Here is a 15,161-nt window from a genome sequence, read left to right on the forward strand (position 1 = left end):
GGTCAGACATGGTCAGGGGTCTCCTTGGTGGCCTCGCCCCGCAGGGCGACGGCGTACATCTCGTCCGCGTCGAGGCGCCTGAGCTCCTCGGCGATGAGTTCGGAGGTGGTGCGGACCTTCAGCGCGAGGGTGCGCGGCGGCTGGTCCGGCAGGGTCAGCGTGGCCAGCGGACCCTCGGGGCGGTCGATGACGATCTCGCCGTTCTCGGTGCCCAGGCGCACGCCGGTGACGACCGGACCGGCGGTGACGACCCGCTCGGCGGTGACGTGGAGGCGGGCCTCCAGCCAGCGGGCCAGCAGCTCGGCGGCCGGGTTGTCGGCCTCGGCCTCCACGGCCGCCGAGATGATCGGCACCCGGGCCTGGTCCAGGGCCGCGGCGAGCATGGAGCGCCACGGGGTGAGCCGGGTCCAGGCGAGGTCGGTGTCGCCGGGCGCGTAGGAGCGCGCGCGGGCCTCCAGCTCGGCCTGCGGGTTCTCGGTGGTGTACAGATCGGTGATCCGGCGCTGTGCCAGCGCCCCCAGCGGATCCTTCGCCGGGTTCTCCGGCGCCTCCACCGGCCACCACACCACGACCGGCGCGTCCGGCAGCAGCAGCGGCAGCACCACCGAGTCGGCGTGGTCGGACACCTCGCCGTACATGCGCAGCACGACCGTCTCACCGGTGCCGGCGTCGGCGCCCACCCGGACCTCGGCGTCCAGGTGCGAGCGGGTGCGGTCGCGCGGGGTGCGGGCGTGCCGCTTGATGACCACCAGGGTGCGCGCCGGGTGCTCGTGGGAGGCCTCCTCGGCCGCCTTGATCGAGTCGTAGGCGTTCTCCTCGTCCGTGACGATGACCATCGTCAGGACCATGCCCACGGCCGGCGTGCCGATCGCGCGGCGGCCCTTCACCAGCGCCTTGTTGATCTTGCTTGCCGTGGTGTCGCTCAGGTCGATCTTCATGGCCTGCGCCAGCTCCGTCCGTCTCGTGCGAGCATCTCGTCGGCTTCCTCGGGTCCCCAGCTCCCGGACGCGTACTGCGCCGGCTTGCCGTGCGTGTCCCAGTACGCCTCGATCGGGTCGAGGATCTTCCAGGACTCTTCCACTTCCTGGTGACGGGGGAACAAATTGGCGTCACCGAGGAGGACATCCAGGATGAGCCGCTCGTAGGCCTCCGGGCTGGACTCCGTGAACGACTCGCCGTACGCGAAGTCCATCGTCACGTCCCGGATCTCCATGGACGTGCCCGGCACCTTGGAGCCGAACCGCACCGTCACGCCCTCGTCCGGCTGGACGCGGATGACGATGGCGTTCTGGCCGAGCTCCTCGGTGGCGGTCGAGTCGAACGGCGAGTGCGGCGCCCGCTGGAAGACGACCGCGATCTCGGTGACCCGCCGCCCCAGCCGCTTGCCGGTGCGCAGGTAGAACGGCACCCCCGCCCAGCGCCGGTTGTCCACGTTCAGCCGGACGGCGGCGTACGTGTCGGTCTTCGACCGCGCGTCGATGCCGTCCTCCTGGAGGTAGCCGACGACCTGCTCGCCGCCCTGCCAGCTCGCCGCGTACTGCCCGCGCACGGTGTGCCTGCCCAGGTCCTGGGGCAGCTTGACGGCCTTGAGCACCTTCAGCTTCTCGGTGAGCAGCGATCCGGCGTCGAAGGCGGCCGGCTCCTCCATCGCGGTCAGCGCCATCAGCTGGAGAAGGTGGTTCTGGATGACGTCACGTGCCGAGCCGATGCCGTCGTAGTAGCCCGCCCGGCCGCCGATGCCGATGTCCTCGGCCATCGTGATCTGCACATGGTCGACATACGACCGGTTCCAGATCGGCTCGAACATCTGGTTGGCGAACCGCAGCGCCAGGATGTTCTGGACGGTCTCCTTGCCCAGGTAGTGGTCGATCCGGAAGACCTGCTCCGGGTCGAACACGTCGTGCACGATCGCGTTCAGCTCACGGGCGCTCGCGAGGTCGTGGCCGAACGGCTTCTCGATGACCGCCCGCCGCCAGGACCCCTCCGGGGCGTCCGCCAGGCCGTGCCTCTTCAGCTGCTGCACGACCTTCGGGAAGAACTTCGGCGGTACGGAGAGGTAGAAGGCGTAGTTGCCGCTCGTACCGCGGGCCGTGTCCAGCTCGTCGACCGTCTGACGCAGCTGCTTGAACGCCTCGTCGTCGTCGAAGTCACCCGGGATGAACCGCATGCCCTCGGCGAGCTGCTGCCAGACCTCCTCGCGAAACTCCGTACGGGCGTGCTCGCGCACCGAGTCGTGCACGACCTGCGCGAAGTCCTGGTCCTCCCAGTCCCGGCGGGCGAACCCGACCAGTGAGAAACCCGGCGGCAGCATGCCGCGGTTGGCGAGGTCGTACACGGCCGGCATCAGCTTCTTGCGGGACAGATCGCCGGTCACACCGAAGATGACGAGCCCGGACGGGCCCGCGATGCGCGGCAGACGGCGGTCGCGCGGGTCGCGCAGGGGGTTGTCCCAGTCCCAGTCGGCGGTCATTCTGCGTCAGCTCCCTTGCTGCCGAGCGACTTCTGCACGGCGTCCAACAGGTCCTGCCACGCCACCTCGAACTTGGCGACGCCCTCGTCCTCCAACCGGGTGACCACCTCGTCGTAGGAGATGCCGAGCGCCTCCACGGCGGCCAGGTCGGCACGGGCCTGCGCGTAGCCTCCGGTCACCGTGTCGCCGGTGATCCCGCCGTGGTCGGCGGTGGCGTTCAGGGTGGCCTCGGGCATGGTGTTGACGGTGCCGGGCGCGACCAGTTCGTCCACGTACAGGGTGTCCTTGTACGCCGGGTCCTTCACGCCGGTCGAGGCCCACAGCGGACGCTGCCTGTTGGCCCGGGCACCGCCGAGGGCGGTCCAGCGGTCACTGGTGAAGGCCAGTTCGTACGCCTCGTAGGCGAGCCGGGCGTTGGCGAGCGCCGCCCGGCCCTTGAGGGCGAGGGCCGCGTCCGTGCCGAGCGCCGCGAGCCGCTTGTCGATCTCGGAGTCGACGCGGGAGACGAAGAAGGACGCCACGGAGTGGATGGCGGAAAGGTCGAGGCCGTTCGCGGCGGCCTTCTCCAGACCGGCGAGGTAGGCGTCCATGACCTCGCGGTAGCGCTCCAGGGAGAAGATCAGCGTGACGTTGACGCTGACGCCCTGGGCGATGACCTCGGTGATGGCCGGCAGGCCCGCCCTGGTCGCCGGGATCTTGATCATCACGTTGGGACGGTCGACCAGCCAGGCGAGCTGGCGGGCCTCGGCGATCGTGGCCGCCGTGTCGTGGGCGAGACGCGGGTCGACCTCGATGGAGACCCGGCCGTCCCGGCCGCCCGTCGCGTCGTACACGGGCCGCAGGATGTCGGCGGCGGCCCGCACGTCGGCGGTCGTCATCATGCGCACGGCCTCGTCGACCGTCACGCCCCGCACCGCCAGATCGGCGAGCTGCTCCTCGTAGCCTTCACCGGAGCCGATGGCGGCCTGGAAGATGGACGGGTTGGTGGTGACGCCCACGACGTTCCTGTTCGCGATCAGTTCGGCGAGGTTGCCCGACTCGATCCGCTTGCGCGACAGGTCGTCCAGCCAGATCGAGACGCCTTCGTCGGCAAGGCGCTCGAGGCTGCCCGCGGTCGCGGCTGCTTCGGTGGTCACAGTGATCATCTTCTTTCTGGCGTTCGGATCAACCGCGGGCGGCGGCAAGGGATTCGCGCGCGGCTGCGGCGACGTTCTCGGGGGTGAAGCCGTACTCGGCGAACAGGGTCTTCGCGTCGGCGGAGGCACCGAAGTGCTCCAGGGAGACGATGCGTCCCGCGTCGCCCACGAACCGGTACCAGGTCAGCCCGATCCCGGCCTCGACGGCGACCCGCGCCTTCACGGCCGGCGGCAGGACGCTCTCGCGGTACTCACGGGGCTGCTCCTCGAACCACTCCACGGACGGCATCGAGACGACCCGGGTACCGATCCCGTCGGCCTCCAACCGCTCCCGCGCGGCGACGGCGAGCCGGACCTCGGAGCCGGTGGCGATGAGGATCACCTCGGGCACCTCGGTGGAGGACTCCCGCAGGACGTAACCACCCTTCGCCGCATCGGGGTTGGGTGCGTACGTCGGCACGCCCTGGCGGGTGAGCGCGAGCCCGTGCGGGGCCGGGTTGGTGGAGTGCCGCTCGAGGATCTCGGCCCAGGCGATGGCGGTCTCGTTGGCGTCGGCGGGGCGGACGATGTTCAGGCCCGGGATCGCGCGCAGCGAGGCCAGGTGCTCGACCGGCTGGTGGGTGGGGCCGTCCTCGCCGAGGCCGATCGAGTCATGCGTCCAGACGTAGGTCACCGGCAGCTGCATCAGGGCCGACATACGGACGGCGTTGCGCATGTAGTCCGAGAACACCAGGAAGGTGCCGCCGTAGATACGGGTGTTGCCGTGCAGTGCGATGCCGTTCATCTGAGCGGCCATCGAGAACTCACGGATGCCGAAGTGGACCGTACGGCCGTAGGGGTCGGCCTCGGGCAGCGGGTTGCCCTTCGGCAGGAACGAACTCGCCTTGTCGATGGTGGTGTTGTTGGAACCGGCCAGGTCGGCCGAGCCTCCCCACAGCTCGGGGACGACCGTGCCGAGGGCCTGGAGCACCTTGCCGGAGGCGGCGCGGGTGGCGACCGACGTGCCCTCCTCGAAGACCGGGATCGATGATTCCCAGCCCTCGGGCAGCTGGCCGGCGACGATCCGGTCGAACAGCTGGGCGCGCTCGGTGTTGGCTGCCCGCCAGGTGCCGAGCTGCTTGTCCCAGGCCGCGTGCGCCTCGGCGCCCCGGTCGAGGGCACGGCGGGCGTGGGCGAGGACCTCGGCCGGGACCTCGAAGGTCTGCTCGGGGTCGAAGCCGAGGATGCGCTTGGTGGCGGCGATCTCGTCGGCGCCGAGGGCGGAGCCGTGGGAGGCCTCGGTGTTCTGCGCGTTCGGGGCGGGCCAGGCGATGATCGTCCGCATCGCGATGATCGAGGGGCGCTCGGTCTCGGCCTGCGCCGCCCTGAGCGCCCCGTACAGCGCGTGGACGTCGATGTCGCCGCCCAGCGCGGGCTCGATCCGCTGCACGTGCCAGCCGTACGCCTCGTACCGCTTCAGCACGTCCTCGGAGAAGGCGGTCGCTGTGTCGCCCTCGATGGAGATGTGGTTGTCGTCGTAGAGGAAGACCAGGTTGCCGAGCCTCTGGTGGCCGGCGAGGGAGGAGGCCTCGGCGGAGACGCCCTCCTCCAGGTCGCCGTCGGAGACGATCGCCCAGATCGTGTGGTCGAACGGGGACTCGCCCTCGGGTGCCTCCGGGTCGAACAGGCCGCGCTCGTAGCGGGCGGCCATCGCCATGCCGACCGCGTTGGCGGCTCCCTGACCGAGCGGGCCGGTCGTCGTCTCCACGCCCGCCGTGTGCCCGTACTCGGGGTGACCCGGCGTCTTCGAACCCTGGGTCCGGAAGGACTTGAGGTCGTCGAGCTCCAGCTCGTAGCCGGCCAGGAACAGCTGGGTGTAGAGGGTCAGCGAGGTGTGTCCGGGGGAGAGGACGAAACGGTCCCGGCCGGTCCACTCGGGGTCGGCGGGGTCGTGACGCATCACCTTCTGAAAGATCGTGTACGCGGCCGGGGCGAGGCTCATGGCGGTGCCCGGGTGACCGTTACCGACTCGCTGCACGGCATCCGCCGCCAAAAGGCGGGCGGTGTCGACGGCACGCCGGTCGAGTTCGGTCCATTCGAAGCTGTCCGGTGTCTGCGTGCTCATCTTCAAAAAGTCCTCGATCAGAGCGAAGTGGCTGGTCCAACGCGTTCAAAAGTAAAAGTCTGACTTTTACGAGGGAAGGTCGAGGTGTGTCAGGCTGTGGTGAAAGTGGGACACCGCGACGAGCGCCGCGCACGGCTGAGCGCGCCCCTCGCACGACTGAGACGGCACGAGACGGACATGGTGGACACAAGGGTCCAAGGCGGCCAGGCGATACGGACGTTTCCGTTCCCGGTCGATCTGAGCGTCCTCGGCGTCGGCATGCAGGTCGGCCCGATGGGCGCCGGCCGCACCTGGCACGCCGCCGACGCGCCGCTGGAGCGCGTGCATCGCATCGACTTCCACGTCGTGATGCTCTTCGACGAGGGTCCCGTGCACCACATGATCGACTTCGCCGAGTACGAGGCCGGAGCCGGCGACCTGTTGTGGATCCGCCCCGGCCAGGTCCACCGCTTCTCCGGGAGCGGCGACCACCGGGGCACCGTCCTGACCATGCAGCCGGGCTTCCTGCCCCGCGCCACCGTCGAGGCCACCGGCCTCTACCGCTACGACCTCCCGCCCCTGCTCCACCCCGACGACGCGCAGCTCACCGCCCTGCGCTCGTCCCTCGCCCAACTCCGGCGCGAGTACGAGGACACGACGACCCTCCCTCTGAGCCTGCATACGTCAGTCCTGCGGCACTCCCTCACGGCATTCCTCCTGCGCCTGGCCCACCTCGCCGCGAGCTCGGCGGAGGCCGCGCGCCGACAGGCCGACACGACGTTCACGCTGTTCCGGGACGCGGTGGAGCGGGGTTTCGCCACCAACCACAGCGTCAGCGGCTATGCCGACCAGCTCGGCTACTCGCGCCGTACCCTCGTCCGTGCGGTCCGCGCCGCCACCGGGGAGACGCCCAAGGGCTTCATCGACAAGCGCGTGATCCTGGAGGCGAAGCGGCTCCTTGCCCATACGGAGATGCCGATCGGGCGGGTCGGCGCGGCGGTCGGCTTTCCGGACGCCGCGAACTTCTCCAAGTTCTTCCATCAGCACACGGAGATGACGCCGGCGGCGTTTCGGGCCGAGCTGTGACGCTCCGCTGGGCAGCGCGAAGGGGGTAGTGGCGCTCTCCGGGTTGTCGGGTGTCTGCGGCGCCGTTGTGGCTGGTCGCGCAGTTCCCCGCGCCCCTGGGGGTAGTGGTGACGTCCCCGCGAGAGCCGGCCGGGGCTTGTGATCTCTCGCGGGGCAACGTCACCACTCGACTCGGCCGGCCTTGTCAAGTAACCCTTCAGCGGCCGAAGTTGAACCAGTTCACGTTGACGAAGTCCGACGGCTGGCCGCTGGTGAAGGTGAGGTGGACGTCGTGCGTGCCGGTGACCCGCTGATGTTCGCCGGGATCGTCCGCCAGGACTGCCGGCCGCCCGTGTTGCCCACCGCGAAACTCCCCGAACTGAGTGGCCGCCGTGGAGCCGAAGTTGACGCCGCGGTACAGCGCCCGCCTGGCAGGTGGTGCCCGGGCAGGCCCGGGAACAGAGGTGAAGCGGAGAAATCCCTTGCGCCACAGGTAAGTTCACCCTACGAATGCGTGAATGTGCCGGAGCGTCGTGCTGCAGAGAGAAGAGGCCCTGAACGCATGGAACTCGCCTTCACCGGCCCGGTGATCGAATGGCGCGGCCCGGCGCCGTACTACTTCCTCAGGGTGCCGGACGAGGAATCCGCCGACATCCGCGAGGTGGCCGCGATGGCCACCTACGGCTGGGGCGTCATCCCGGTCGAGGCACGGATCGGCGAGGTCGTCTTCGAGACGTCCCTCTTCCCCAAGGACGGCGGCTATCTGCTGCCGCTCAAGAACGCGGTACGCAAGCCGCAGGGGATCGGGGCAGGTGACGAGGTGAGCGTGGAGATGACCGTCCGCCTGTAGGGCCGGTCCGGCAGACCCCGGCACCGGCACTCCTGAAGTGCCGGTGCCGGTGCTGTTGCTGTTGGGGGACTCAGGCGTTCGTCGGCACGGACGGCTCGGGCGTCGGCGGCTGCTCCTGCAGGCCGAACCGTTCGTGCGCCCGTCGCAGCGCCTTCGGCGCCCACCACGCCCGCCGCCCGAGCAGCGCCATCGTGGCCGGGACCAGCAGCATCCGTACGATCGTCGCGTCGATCAGTACCGCCAGCGTGAGCCCGAGACCGATCTGCAGGATCGGCGCGAAGCCGCCCGTCATGAAGGCGCCGAAGACCACCGCGAGGAGCAGGGCCGCGCAGGTGACCACGCGGCCGGAGCGGCGCAGTCCGGTGACCACGGCTTCCTGGTCGTCGCCGGTCAGCTGCCGCGCCTCGCGCATCCGGGCCAGGATGAACAGCTCGTAGTCCATGGCGAGTCCGAAGGCGATCGCCACGATCAGGGGCGGTGCCGTCAGGCTCAGCGCGCCGAGCCCCTCGCTGCCCAGGAGACCGGCGAGGTGGCCGTCCTGGAAGACCCACACCACCACACCCAGCGCGGCGCCGAGACTGAGCAGGGTGGTGAGGATCGTGCGCAGGGGGAGCAGCAGCGAGCCCGTGAAGGCGAAGAGCAGGGCGAAGATGCCGGCCAGGACCGTGACCGCCGCCCAGGGTGCCCGTTCGGCGAGCATCTCCCGGAAGTCGACCAGGCGGGCGGCCGGGCCGGTGACCTCGACCGGCTCGTCGGCGCGCACCTCCCGTATCCGCTCGACCAGGTCGGTGGCCTCCTTGCCGTCGACACTGCCCGGCGGCTGGATGCGGACGACCGTTGCGCCGCCCGGCAGTTCACCGGACCGGGCCGTCGGGGACAGGGCCCGGATGCGGTCGGCCGTCGTGGCGTCCGTGCCCGGTTTCAGCACGACGGTGATCGGCGAGACACCGGTGCCCGGCGGGAAGCGCGCGTCCACGGTGTCGTACAACTGCCGTGCCTCGGTGCTCGACGGCAGCTGTCTGGCGTCGCCGAGGTTGATCGACATGCCGGTGGCGGGCAGCGCCAGGAGCAGCAGGACCGGGACGAGCGTGGCCACCACGGCGACGCGGCGACGGGCCGAGAAGCGGGCCAGGCGCGCGAAGATCCGGCCCTCCTCGCCGTCCGGCCGCTCCTTGGCCGGGGCGATCTTCCCCCCGAACCTGGCGAGCAGCGCCGGCAGCAGCGTGAGCGCGGCCAGCATGTCGACGACCACCACCGCGGCCACGGCCAGGCCCATGCTGCGCAGGAAGACGCTCGGGAACACCAGCAGCCCGGTCAGGCTGACCGCGACCGTGAGCCCGGAGAAGAGCACGGTGCGGCCCGCCGCGGCGACCGTGCGGTGCACGGCCTCCACCACGTCCTCGGTGGTGCGCCGCTCCTCGCGGAAGCGGACCAGCATCAGCAGGGCGTAGTCCACGGCGAGCCCCAGCCCCAGCATCGTGGTCACCTGGATCGCGTACACCGAGATGTCGGTGACCTCGCTGAAGAGGAACAGCGCCAGGAACGCCCCCGCGATCCCGCTGACCGCGATCACCAGGGGCAGCACGGCCGAGCGCAGCCCGCCGAACACCACCAGCAGCAGGGCGAGCACGACGGGCAGCGAGATCAACTCCGCGTTCCGGACGTCCTCCTGGGCCCGTTCGCCGATCTGAGTGCCCAGCAGTGGGCCGCCGCTGACATGGACTTCGGGTGCGTCGATCTGCCTGATCCGGTCGGCCGCCGCGTCGACGGCCGCTTCCTCCGCGTCGTCGTCGAGACCGCCTTCGAGGGTGACGGGGATGATCAGGGCCCGCCCGTCCTCGGCGGTCAGGCCGCGGGTGGCGTACGGATCGGGTACGGCGGCCACCCCGGCGAGGGACCGCACGTCGGCGACGGCTCGCTCGACCTGGGCCCGCAGCGCGGGGTCGGACACGGCGGCGCCCTCGACGACGGCGGTGATCGACTCGCCGGTGGGATCGGCACGGTCGAGGTACTCGGTGGCGGCCTCCGACTCGGTGCCCGGGATGTCGGCGACGTTGTCCGAGAGCCGGCTGAAGACGCCCGTCCCGAGGCCGAAGCCGAGCAGCAGGAAGAGCGCCCAGAGAGCGATGACGGTGAGCGGACGGCGGGTCGCCGCCCGGGCGAGCGTGGAGAGCACGGTCCCTCCCGGCAGGAAGTCGGTTGCCATCGCTCCCAGACTCGTGCCGGGCGGGTGGTGGGCGGATCGCCGGAGCGAGCGGTTTGCGGACCTCCGTCGTACGGGGGAGAGGCGGCCCCGACTCCCTCGCTAGGGGGATCCGGGAGTGACGAGGCCCGTCTCGTAGGCGCAGATCACCGCCTGCACCCGGTCCCTGAGACCCAGCTTGCTCAGCACATTGCTGACATGGGTCTTCACGGTGTGCTCGCTGACGAACAGGGCCGTGGCGATCTCCGCGTTGGACAGCCCGCGGGCCAGCAGCCGCAGGGTCTCCACCTCACGCCCCGTCAGGACGTCGTCCAGACGCCGCGGGGTGTTCTCCGCGACGGCCTCCGCACGCCGCCGCCGCACGATGTCCGCGACCAGTCGCCTGGTCACGGTCGGCGCGAGCAGCGAGTCCCCGGCGGCGACGACCCGTACCGCGTGCACGAGGTCGTCGCGCCGCACGTCCTTCAGCAGGAAGCCACTGGCACCCGCGGACAGGGCCTCGTACACGTACTCGTCCAGGTCGAACGTGGTCAGCATGACCACCTTGCAGCTCGACTGCCCACACACCCGCCGGGCCGCGTCCAGGCCGTCCATGACCGGCATCCGGATGTCGAGCAGCAGCACGTCGGGCGTGTGCCGCTGCACCGCGGCGACCGCCTCGGCGCCGTCCCCGGCCTCCGCGACCACCTCGATGTCCGGCTGGGCCTCAAGGATCATGCTGAACCCGGCGCGGACCAGTTCCTGGTCGTCGGCGACGACCACCCGGATGCTCATCCCAGGGCCGCCTCCCGGTCGACGGCGGCGGGTAGTCGTACGACCACCCGGAAGCCGCCGTCGGGCCCGCCCCCGGCCTGTGCGCTGCCCCCGCAGGCGGCGGCCCGCTCCCGGATGCCGATCAGACCGTGCCCGCCGTGCCCGTCCGTCGGCCCGCGTCCGTCGTCAGCGATCGTCAAGGTCAATTCGTCCTCCGCCCAGTCGAGTTCGACGGTGGCGGAGGTGGCCTGCGCGTGCTTGACCGTGTTGGTGAGGGCCTCCTGGACCACGCGGAAGGCAGCGACCTCGGTGTCCGTGGGCAGCGGGCGGGGCACACCGGACGTGCGCAGCTGCACGCGCAGACCGGTGGACTCGCCGACCTGGCCGGCCAGGCCCGGCAGCTCGGCCACGCCCGGCTGCGGCAACCGCCACGGACCACCGTTGCCCTGCGGCTCCTTGAGCACGCCGAGGATTCTGCGCAGCTGCGCCATCGCGTCCCGCCCGGCGCCGGCGATCGCGTCGAACGCGGCCTCCGCACGCGCCGGATCGCTGCGCACGACGACCGGCCCGGCCTCGGCCTGCACCACCATCAGGCTCACCGCGTGGGCGAGGACGTCGTGCATGTCCCGGGCGATCCGGGAACGCTCCTGCGCGATGGCCCGCGCGGTGTCGGCGGCGCGCTCCCGATCCAGGCGCCGAGCCCGGTCCTCCAGCTCGGCGGTGTAGGCACGCTGCACCCGCGCGAGCACGCCGAAACCATACGCGCAGACCACGCTGAGCAGCTGGAACGCATACTCGAACGGCTGGGGGTCCGCCTTGTGCAGGATGGTGACCGAGACCCCGATCAGCCAGCCCGCCAGCATCAGCCGACGCTGCCAGGGCCTGGCCAGGGCGGCCGTCGTGTAGAGGACGACCATGCCGCCGTACATCACGTCCGGCGGCGGCGCGTGATGGACGGCCTGCGCCGGTGTGGCCACCGAGACGACACACGCGGTCACGAACGGCGCCCGCCGCCGCCACACCAACGGCACCGCCGTGGCAGCGCCGATCAGCCAGCCCTGCCAGGTCAGCCGGTGGTCGCTCTCGCCGGGGAAGATCCACTGCAGCGAGACGGCGAACAGCACCAGCGTGGCGAGCGCCGAGTCGACGACATACGGGTTGGTCGTGCGCAGACGTTCGGCCAGGGGAGAGATCCAGGAACGAGCGGACACAGGCGGCTCCTCGGGGCAAGGGCCCTTCCAGTATCGCGAGCGCCCTCACGCCTCGTCCTCACCGGCGAGAGGGATATCCGCCGCCGCGCCGCACGCCCCCCTACGCTCCCGTCTCGGGCTGCCACCCCAACGCCCGCGAGATCCCTCGCGCCGCCAGCCGTACCGCCGGCACCAGTACCGGAACCTGTGCGTCGGCCTGCGGTACGACCACGGACACGGCGGCGGCGATCGAGCCGCCCGGGCCGCGGATCGGAGCGGCGACCGACAGGGCGTCGTCGGTGACCTGGCGGCTGCTCACGGCCGCCCCGGTACGGCGCACGTCGGCCAGCATGCGGCGCAGACGGGCGGGGTCGGTGACGGTGTACGGCGTGAAGGAGGTGAGCGGCCCGGCGAGGTACTGGTCCTGGAACTCCGGGTCGCTGTGCGCGAGCAGCGCGAGGCCGACCCCGGTGGCGTGCAGCGGCCAGCGGGCCCCGACGCGGATGTGGACGCCGACCGCGGAGCGTCCCGACAGCCACTCGATGTAGACGACCTCGGGCCCGTCCTGGACCGCCAACTGCACGTTCTCGTGCGTCGCTTCGTACAGGTCCTCCAGGTAGGGCAACGCGATCTGCCGCAGCGCCGGCCCGCGCGGCGCGAGTGCCGCGAGCTCCCACAGCCGCAGGCCGACGTGGTAGAGGCCGGACTCGTCCCGCTCCAGGGCGCCCCACTCGCCGAGCGCGGTCACGAGCCGGTGCGCGGTGGTCAGGCTCAGCCCGGCCCGCCGGCTGATGTCCGTCAGACACAGCGCCGGATGCTCGAGGTCGAAGGCCCCGAGCACGGACAGCAGGCGGTCGGGTGCGGAACGCGTCCCTTTGGCCGGCGCGGTCGGCTCGGCGTCGGCGGACATCGGCACCCCCATCAACCCATCACCCCATCGAATCCGTCACCCCAGGCCGGACTCGGTGACCCTCTGCAGCAACGCGTGCAACTGCGCGCGCTCGGCGAGGTCGAGGGGCTGGAGCAACTCGTCGGTGACGCGCTGTCCGGCCTCGTCGGTGTCGCGCAGGAAGGCCCGGCCGCCCTCGGTCAGCACGATGATCCGGCTGCGCCGGTCGTCGGGGGAAGGGCGCCGCTCGGCGAAGCCCAGCTTCTCCAGGTCGTCGACCAGGCCGACGATCGCGCTCGGGTCGTAGCCGAGCGACGAGCTCAGCTCGCGCTGCAGCGCCCCCGGCGTGGTGGCGAGGAATCGCAGGACCGCGTAGTGGCGCAGGCGCAGGCCCGACTCCTGGAGGGAGGCGTTGAAGAGCTGACCGGAGCGCAGACCGAGGCGGTACAGCAGATAGCCCGTGTCGGCGTGCAGTCCGCGCATCCACGGCTCGTCGGCGTCGATCGGTGCGGGGTTCTTGGTCGGCCGGCTGGCGATGGCGGGCTCCCTGGTCGAGGCCCCGGGTGAGGGGGCGTGCGTACGTGCTGCCCCCAGCATGACGCAAGGACGGGTCACCAACAACTATTGACGTCGACAACTATTGTTCCTACCTTCGATCTCGCACCGCCTTCGACATCGAAGTCGCACCCCACCCGAAGGGACCCTCCCGTGCCCAGCATCGATCTCACCGGCAAGGCCGCCGTCGTCACCGGCAGCGGCCGGGGCCTGGGCCTGGCCTACGCCCACGCCCTGGCCGCCCACGGCGCCTCCGTGGTCGTCAACGACGTCGACGAGGCCGTAGCCGAGGCGGCCGTGAAGTCCATCGCCGAAGCGGGCGGCACCGCCGTCGCCGAGGTCGTCCCGGTCGGCACGACCGAGGCCGCCGAGCGGCTGGTCGGCCGCGCGGTCGAGGAGTTCGGGCGGCTCGACGTCCTGGTGACCAACGCGGGCATCCTGCGCGACAAGGTCCTGTGGAAGATGACCGACGACGACTTCGACGCGGTGCTCACCACCCACCTCAAGGGCACCTTCACCTGCGCCCGCGCCGCCGCCGTCCGCATGCGCGAGCAGGGCGAGGGCGGCACCCTGATCCTGGTCGGCTCCCCGGCCGGGCAGCGCGGCAACTTCGGGCAGACGAACTACGCCGCCGCCAAGGCCGGCGTCGCCGCCATGGCCCGTACCTGGTCGATGGAGCTGGGCCGCGCGCACATCACCGTCAACGCGATCGTGCCGGTCGCCGCGACCGCCATGACGGAGACGATCCCCGCGTTCGCCCCGTATGTGGAGGCGATGAAGAACGGCGAGCCGCTGCCAGGCTTCCTGCGCAAGGGCGAGGGCTTCGGCAGCCCCGAGGACTGTGCCGCCCTCGTCCCGTTCCTCGCCTCCGAGGCCGCCCGCGGCATCACGGGTCAAGCCATCGGCATCGGCGGGGACAAGGTGGCACTCTGGTCGCATCCGCAGGAGATCGCGGCGGCGTTCGCGGACGGCGGCTGGACTCCCGACACCCTGGCCGACGTCTGGTCCTCCTCGGTCGGCGCCGAGCTCCAGTCGGTCGGCATTCCGGCGCCCAAGTTCCCGGAGGCGTGATGACCCCCTCCATGAACCTCGACGAGCTGGTCGCGATCGACGTCCACACCCACGCGGAGGTCTCCTCCAAGGGCCACTCCTCCCTGGCCGACGACCTGCACGACGCCTCCTCGGCCTACTTCAAGGCCGAGGGCAAGCGGAAGCCGACTCTGGAGGAGACGGCCGCCTACTACCGCGAGCGGAGGATGGCCGCAGTGATCTTCACGGTGGACGCCGAGTCCGCGACCGGCACGGCACCGGTCCCGAACGAGGAGGTCGCCGAGGCGGCCGCCGCCAACGCCGACGTCCTCATCCCCTTCGCCTCCATCGACCCCTTCCGCGGCAAGGCGGGCGTCAAGCAGGCCCGCCGCCTGGTCGAGGAGTACGGGGTGAAGGGCTTCAAGTTCCACCCCAGCATCCAGGGTTTCTTCCCCAACGACCGCTCGGTGGCGTACGGCCTCTACGAGGTGATCGAGGAGACAGGGACGACAGCCCTGTTCCACACGGGCCAGACGGGCATCGGCGCGGGAGTCCCGGGAGGCGGCGGCATCCGCCTCAAATACTCCAACCCCCTCCACGTGGACGACGTGGCGGCCGACTTCCCCCACCTGAAGATCATCCTTGCCCACCCGTCCTTCCCCTGGCAGGACGAGGCCCTCGCCGTCGCCACGCACAAGCCGGGCGTGCACATCGACCTGTCCGGCTGGTCGCCGAAGTACTTCCCGCCGCAGCTGGTGCAGTACGCGAACACCCTGCTCAAGGACAAGGTGCTCTTCGGCTCCGACTTCCCCGTCCTCACTCCCGACCGCTGGCTCGCCGACTTCGCGAAGCTGTCGATCAAGGACGAGGTCAAGCCGAGGATCCTCAAGGAGAACGCCGCCCGGCTGCTCGGGCTGACGAAACCGTAAGGGGCGTGA

The 15,161-nt window shown here is 71.0% G+C and carries 13 protein-coding genes and 1 pseudogene; 4 read left to right on the top strand and 10 right to left on the bottom strand.

Annotated elements, in window-relative coordinates; translation table 11 throughout:
* Positions 1 to 2: 2 nt before the first annotated feature.
* The 4 genes from opcA to tkt are packed head-to-tail and all read right to left on the bottom strand — an operon-like array spanning position 3 to position 5,710.
* Positions 3 to 938 (bottom strand): glucose-6-phosphate dehydrogenase assembly protein OpcA, encoded by a 936-nt coding sequence (gene opcA, locus ACWGDB_RS03125; protein WP_328421110.1) that lies wholly within the window; start codon positions 936 to 938, stop codon positions 3 to 5.
* Positions 935 to 2,470, bottom strand: coding sequence for a glucose-6-phosphate dehydrogenase (gene zwf / locus ACWGDB_RS03130; protein ID WP_453820824.1), 1,536 nt, complete (start codon positions 2,468 to 2,470; stop codon positions 935 to 937). Before zwf ends, opcA begins: the two co-directional genes overlap by 4 nt.
* A complete protein-coding gene (tal, locus tag ACWGDB_RS03135) occupies positions 2,467 to 3,615 on the bottom strand; it encodes a transaldolase (protein ID WP_453820825.1) in 1,149 nt (382 codons plus the stop codon). The genes zwf and tal overlap by 4 nt, the downstream gene beginning before the upstream one ends.
* Positions 3,616 to 3,634: 19 nt before the next feature.
* Entirely contained in the window at positions 3,635 to 5,710 is a 2,076-nt protein-coding gene (gene tkt / locus ACWGDB_RS03140; RefSeq protein WP_453820826.1) for a transketolase, read from the bottom strand.
* A gap of 177 nt (positions 5,711 to 5,887) precedes the next feature.
* On the opposite strand from tkt, the gene ACWGDB_RS03145 reads away from it, so the two are divergent.
* Positions 5,888 to 6,775 (top strand): AraC family transcriptional regulator, encoded by an 888-nt coding sequence (locus ACWGDB_RS03145; protein ID WP_453820827.1) that lies wholly within the window; start codon positions 5,888 to 5,890, stop codon positions 6,773 to 6,775.
* A gap of 196 nt (positions 6,776 to 6,971) precedes the next feature.
* On the opposite strand, the pseudogene ACWGDB_RS03150 reads toward ACWGDB_RS03145, so the two are convergent.
* A pseudogene (locus tag ACWGDB_RS03150) lies at positions 6,972 to 7,129 on the bottom strand (carbohydrate-binding protein); the annotation flags it as partial.
* A 187-nt stretch (positions 7,130 to 7,316) separates the two neighbouring features.
* Between ACWGDB_RS03150 and ACWGDB_RS03155 the strand changes: the two are divergent.
* A complete protein-coding gene (locus tag ACWGDB_RS03155) occupies positions 7,317 to 7,604 on the top strand; it encodes a DUF1905 domain-containing protein (protein WP_453820828.1) in 288 nt (95 codons plus the stop codon).
* A gap of 70 nt (positions 7,605 to 7,674) precedes the next feature.
* On the opposite strand, the gene ACWGDB_RS03160 is transcribed toward ACWGDB_RS03155, so the two are convergent.
* The 5 genes from ACWGDB_RS03160 to ACWGDB_RS03180 form a co-directional block, all read right to left on the bottom strand.
* Positions 7,675 to 9,780: an MMPL family transporter gene (locus tag ACWGDB_RS03160; RefSeq protein ID WP_453821070.1), complete on the bottom strand. Its 2,106-nt coding sequence runs from the start codon at positions 9,778 to 9,780 to the stop codon at positions 7,675 to 7,677.
* 129 nt (positions 9,781 to 9,909) lie between these two features.
* Positions 9,910 to 10,581: a response regulator gene (locus ACWGDB_RS03165; RefSeq protein ID WP_453820829.1), complete on the bottom strand. Its 672-nt coding sequence runs from the start codon at positions 10,579 to 10,581 to the stop codon at positions 9,910 to 9,912.
* Positions 10,578 to 11,771 carry a sensor histidine kinase gene (locus tag ACWGDB_RS03170; RefSeq protein ID WP_453820830.1) on the bottom strand — a complete coding sequence of 398 codons (1,194 nt, stop codon included), beginning with the start codon at positions 11,769 to 11,771 and terminating at the stop codon, positions 10,578 to 10,580. Before ACWGDB_RS03170 ends, ACWGDB_RS03165 begins: the two co-directional genes overlap by 4 nt.
* Before the next feature lie 100 nt (positions 11,772 to 11,871).
* On the bottom strand, positions 11,872 to 12,660 hold the full coding sequence (locus ACWGDB_RS03175) for an IclR family transcriptional regulator (RefSeq protein WP_453820831.1): 789 nt from the start codon (positions 12,658 to 12,660) through the stop codon (positions 11,872 to 11,874).
* Positions 12,661 to 12,696: 36 nt separating this feature from the next.
* Positions 12,697 to 13,236: a MarR family winged helix-turn-helix transcriptional regulator gene (locus ACWGDB_RS03180; protein WP_453820832.1), complete on the bottom strand. Its 540-nt coding sequence runs from the start codon at positions 13,234 to 13,236 to the stop codon at positions 12,697 to 12,699.
* 111 nt (positions 13,237 to 13,347) lie between these two features.
* On the opposite strand from ACWGDB_RS03180, the gene ACWGDB_RS03185 reads away from it, so the two are divergent.
* A complete protein-coding gene (locus tag ACWGDB_RS03185) occupies positions 13,348 to 14,265 on the top strand; it encodes an SDR family NAD(P)-dependent oxidoreductase (protein ID WP_453820833.1) in 918 nt (305 codons plus the stop codon).
* Positions 14,266 to 14,276: 11 nt separating this feature from the next.
* Positions 14,277 to 15,152, top strand: a complete 876-nt coding sequence (locus ACWGDB_RS03190) for an amidohydrolase family protein (protein WP_453821071.1) — start codon at positions 14,277 to 14,279, stop codon at positions 15,150 to 15,152.
* The last annotated feature ends 9 nt before the right edge of the window (positions 15,153 to 15,161 follow it).

Source organism: Streptomyces sp. NPDC055013 (assembly GCF_053608645.1).

What these genes read in the sequence shown, in the direction of transcription:
- ACWGDB_RS03155 (WP_453820828.1), top strand. Translation starts at nt 7,317, where the DNA reads ATGGAACTCGCCTTCACCGGCCCGGTGATCGAATGGCGCGGCCCGGCG.
- ACWGDB_RS03190 (WP_453821071.1), top strand. Translation starts at nt 14,277, where the DNA reads ATGAACCTCGACGAGCTGGTCGCGATCGACGTCCACACCCACGCGGAG.
- ACWGDB_RS03180 (WP_453820832.1), bottom strand. Translation starts at nt 13,236, where the DNA reads ATGCTGGGGGCAGCACGTACGCACGCCCCCTCACCCGGGGCCTCGACC.
- opcA (WP_328421110.1), bottom strand. Translation starts at nt 938, where the DNA reads ATGAAGATCGACCTGAGCGACACCACGGCAAGCAAGATCAACAAGGCG.
- ACWGDB_RS03165 (WP_453820829.1), bottom strand. Translation starts at nt 10,581, where the DNA reads ATGAGCATCCGGGTGGTCGTCGCCGACGACCAGGAACTGGTCCGCGCC.
- tal (WP_453820825.1), bottom strand. Translation starts at nt 3,615, where the DNA reads ATGATCACTGTGACCACCGAAGCAGCCGCGACCGCGGGCAGCCTCGAG.
- ACWGDB_RS03145 (WP_453820827.1), top strand. Translation starts at nt 5,888, where the DNA reads ATGGTGGACACAAGGGTCCAAGGCGGCCAGGCGATACGGACGTTTCCG.
- tkt (WP_453820826.1), bottom strand. Translation starts at nt 5,710, where the DNA reads ATGAGCACGCAGACACCGGACAGCTTCGAATGGACCGAACTCGACCGG.
- zwf (WP_453820824.1), bottom strand. Translation starts at nt 2,470, where the DNA reads ATGACCGCCGACTGGGACTGGGACAACCCCCTGCGCGACCCGCGCGAC.
- ACWGDB_RS03175 (WP_453820831.1), bottom strand. Translation starts at nt 12,660, where the DNA reads ATGTCCGCCGACGCCGAGCCGACCGCGCCGGCCAAAGGGACGCGTTCC.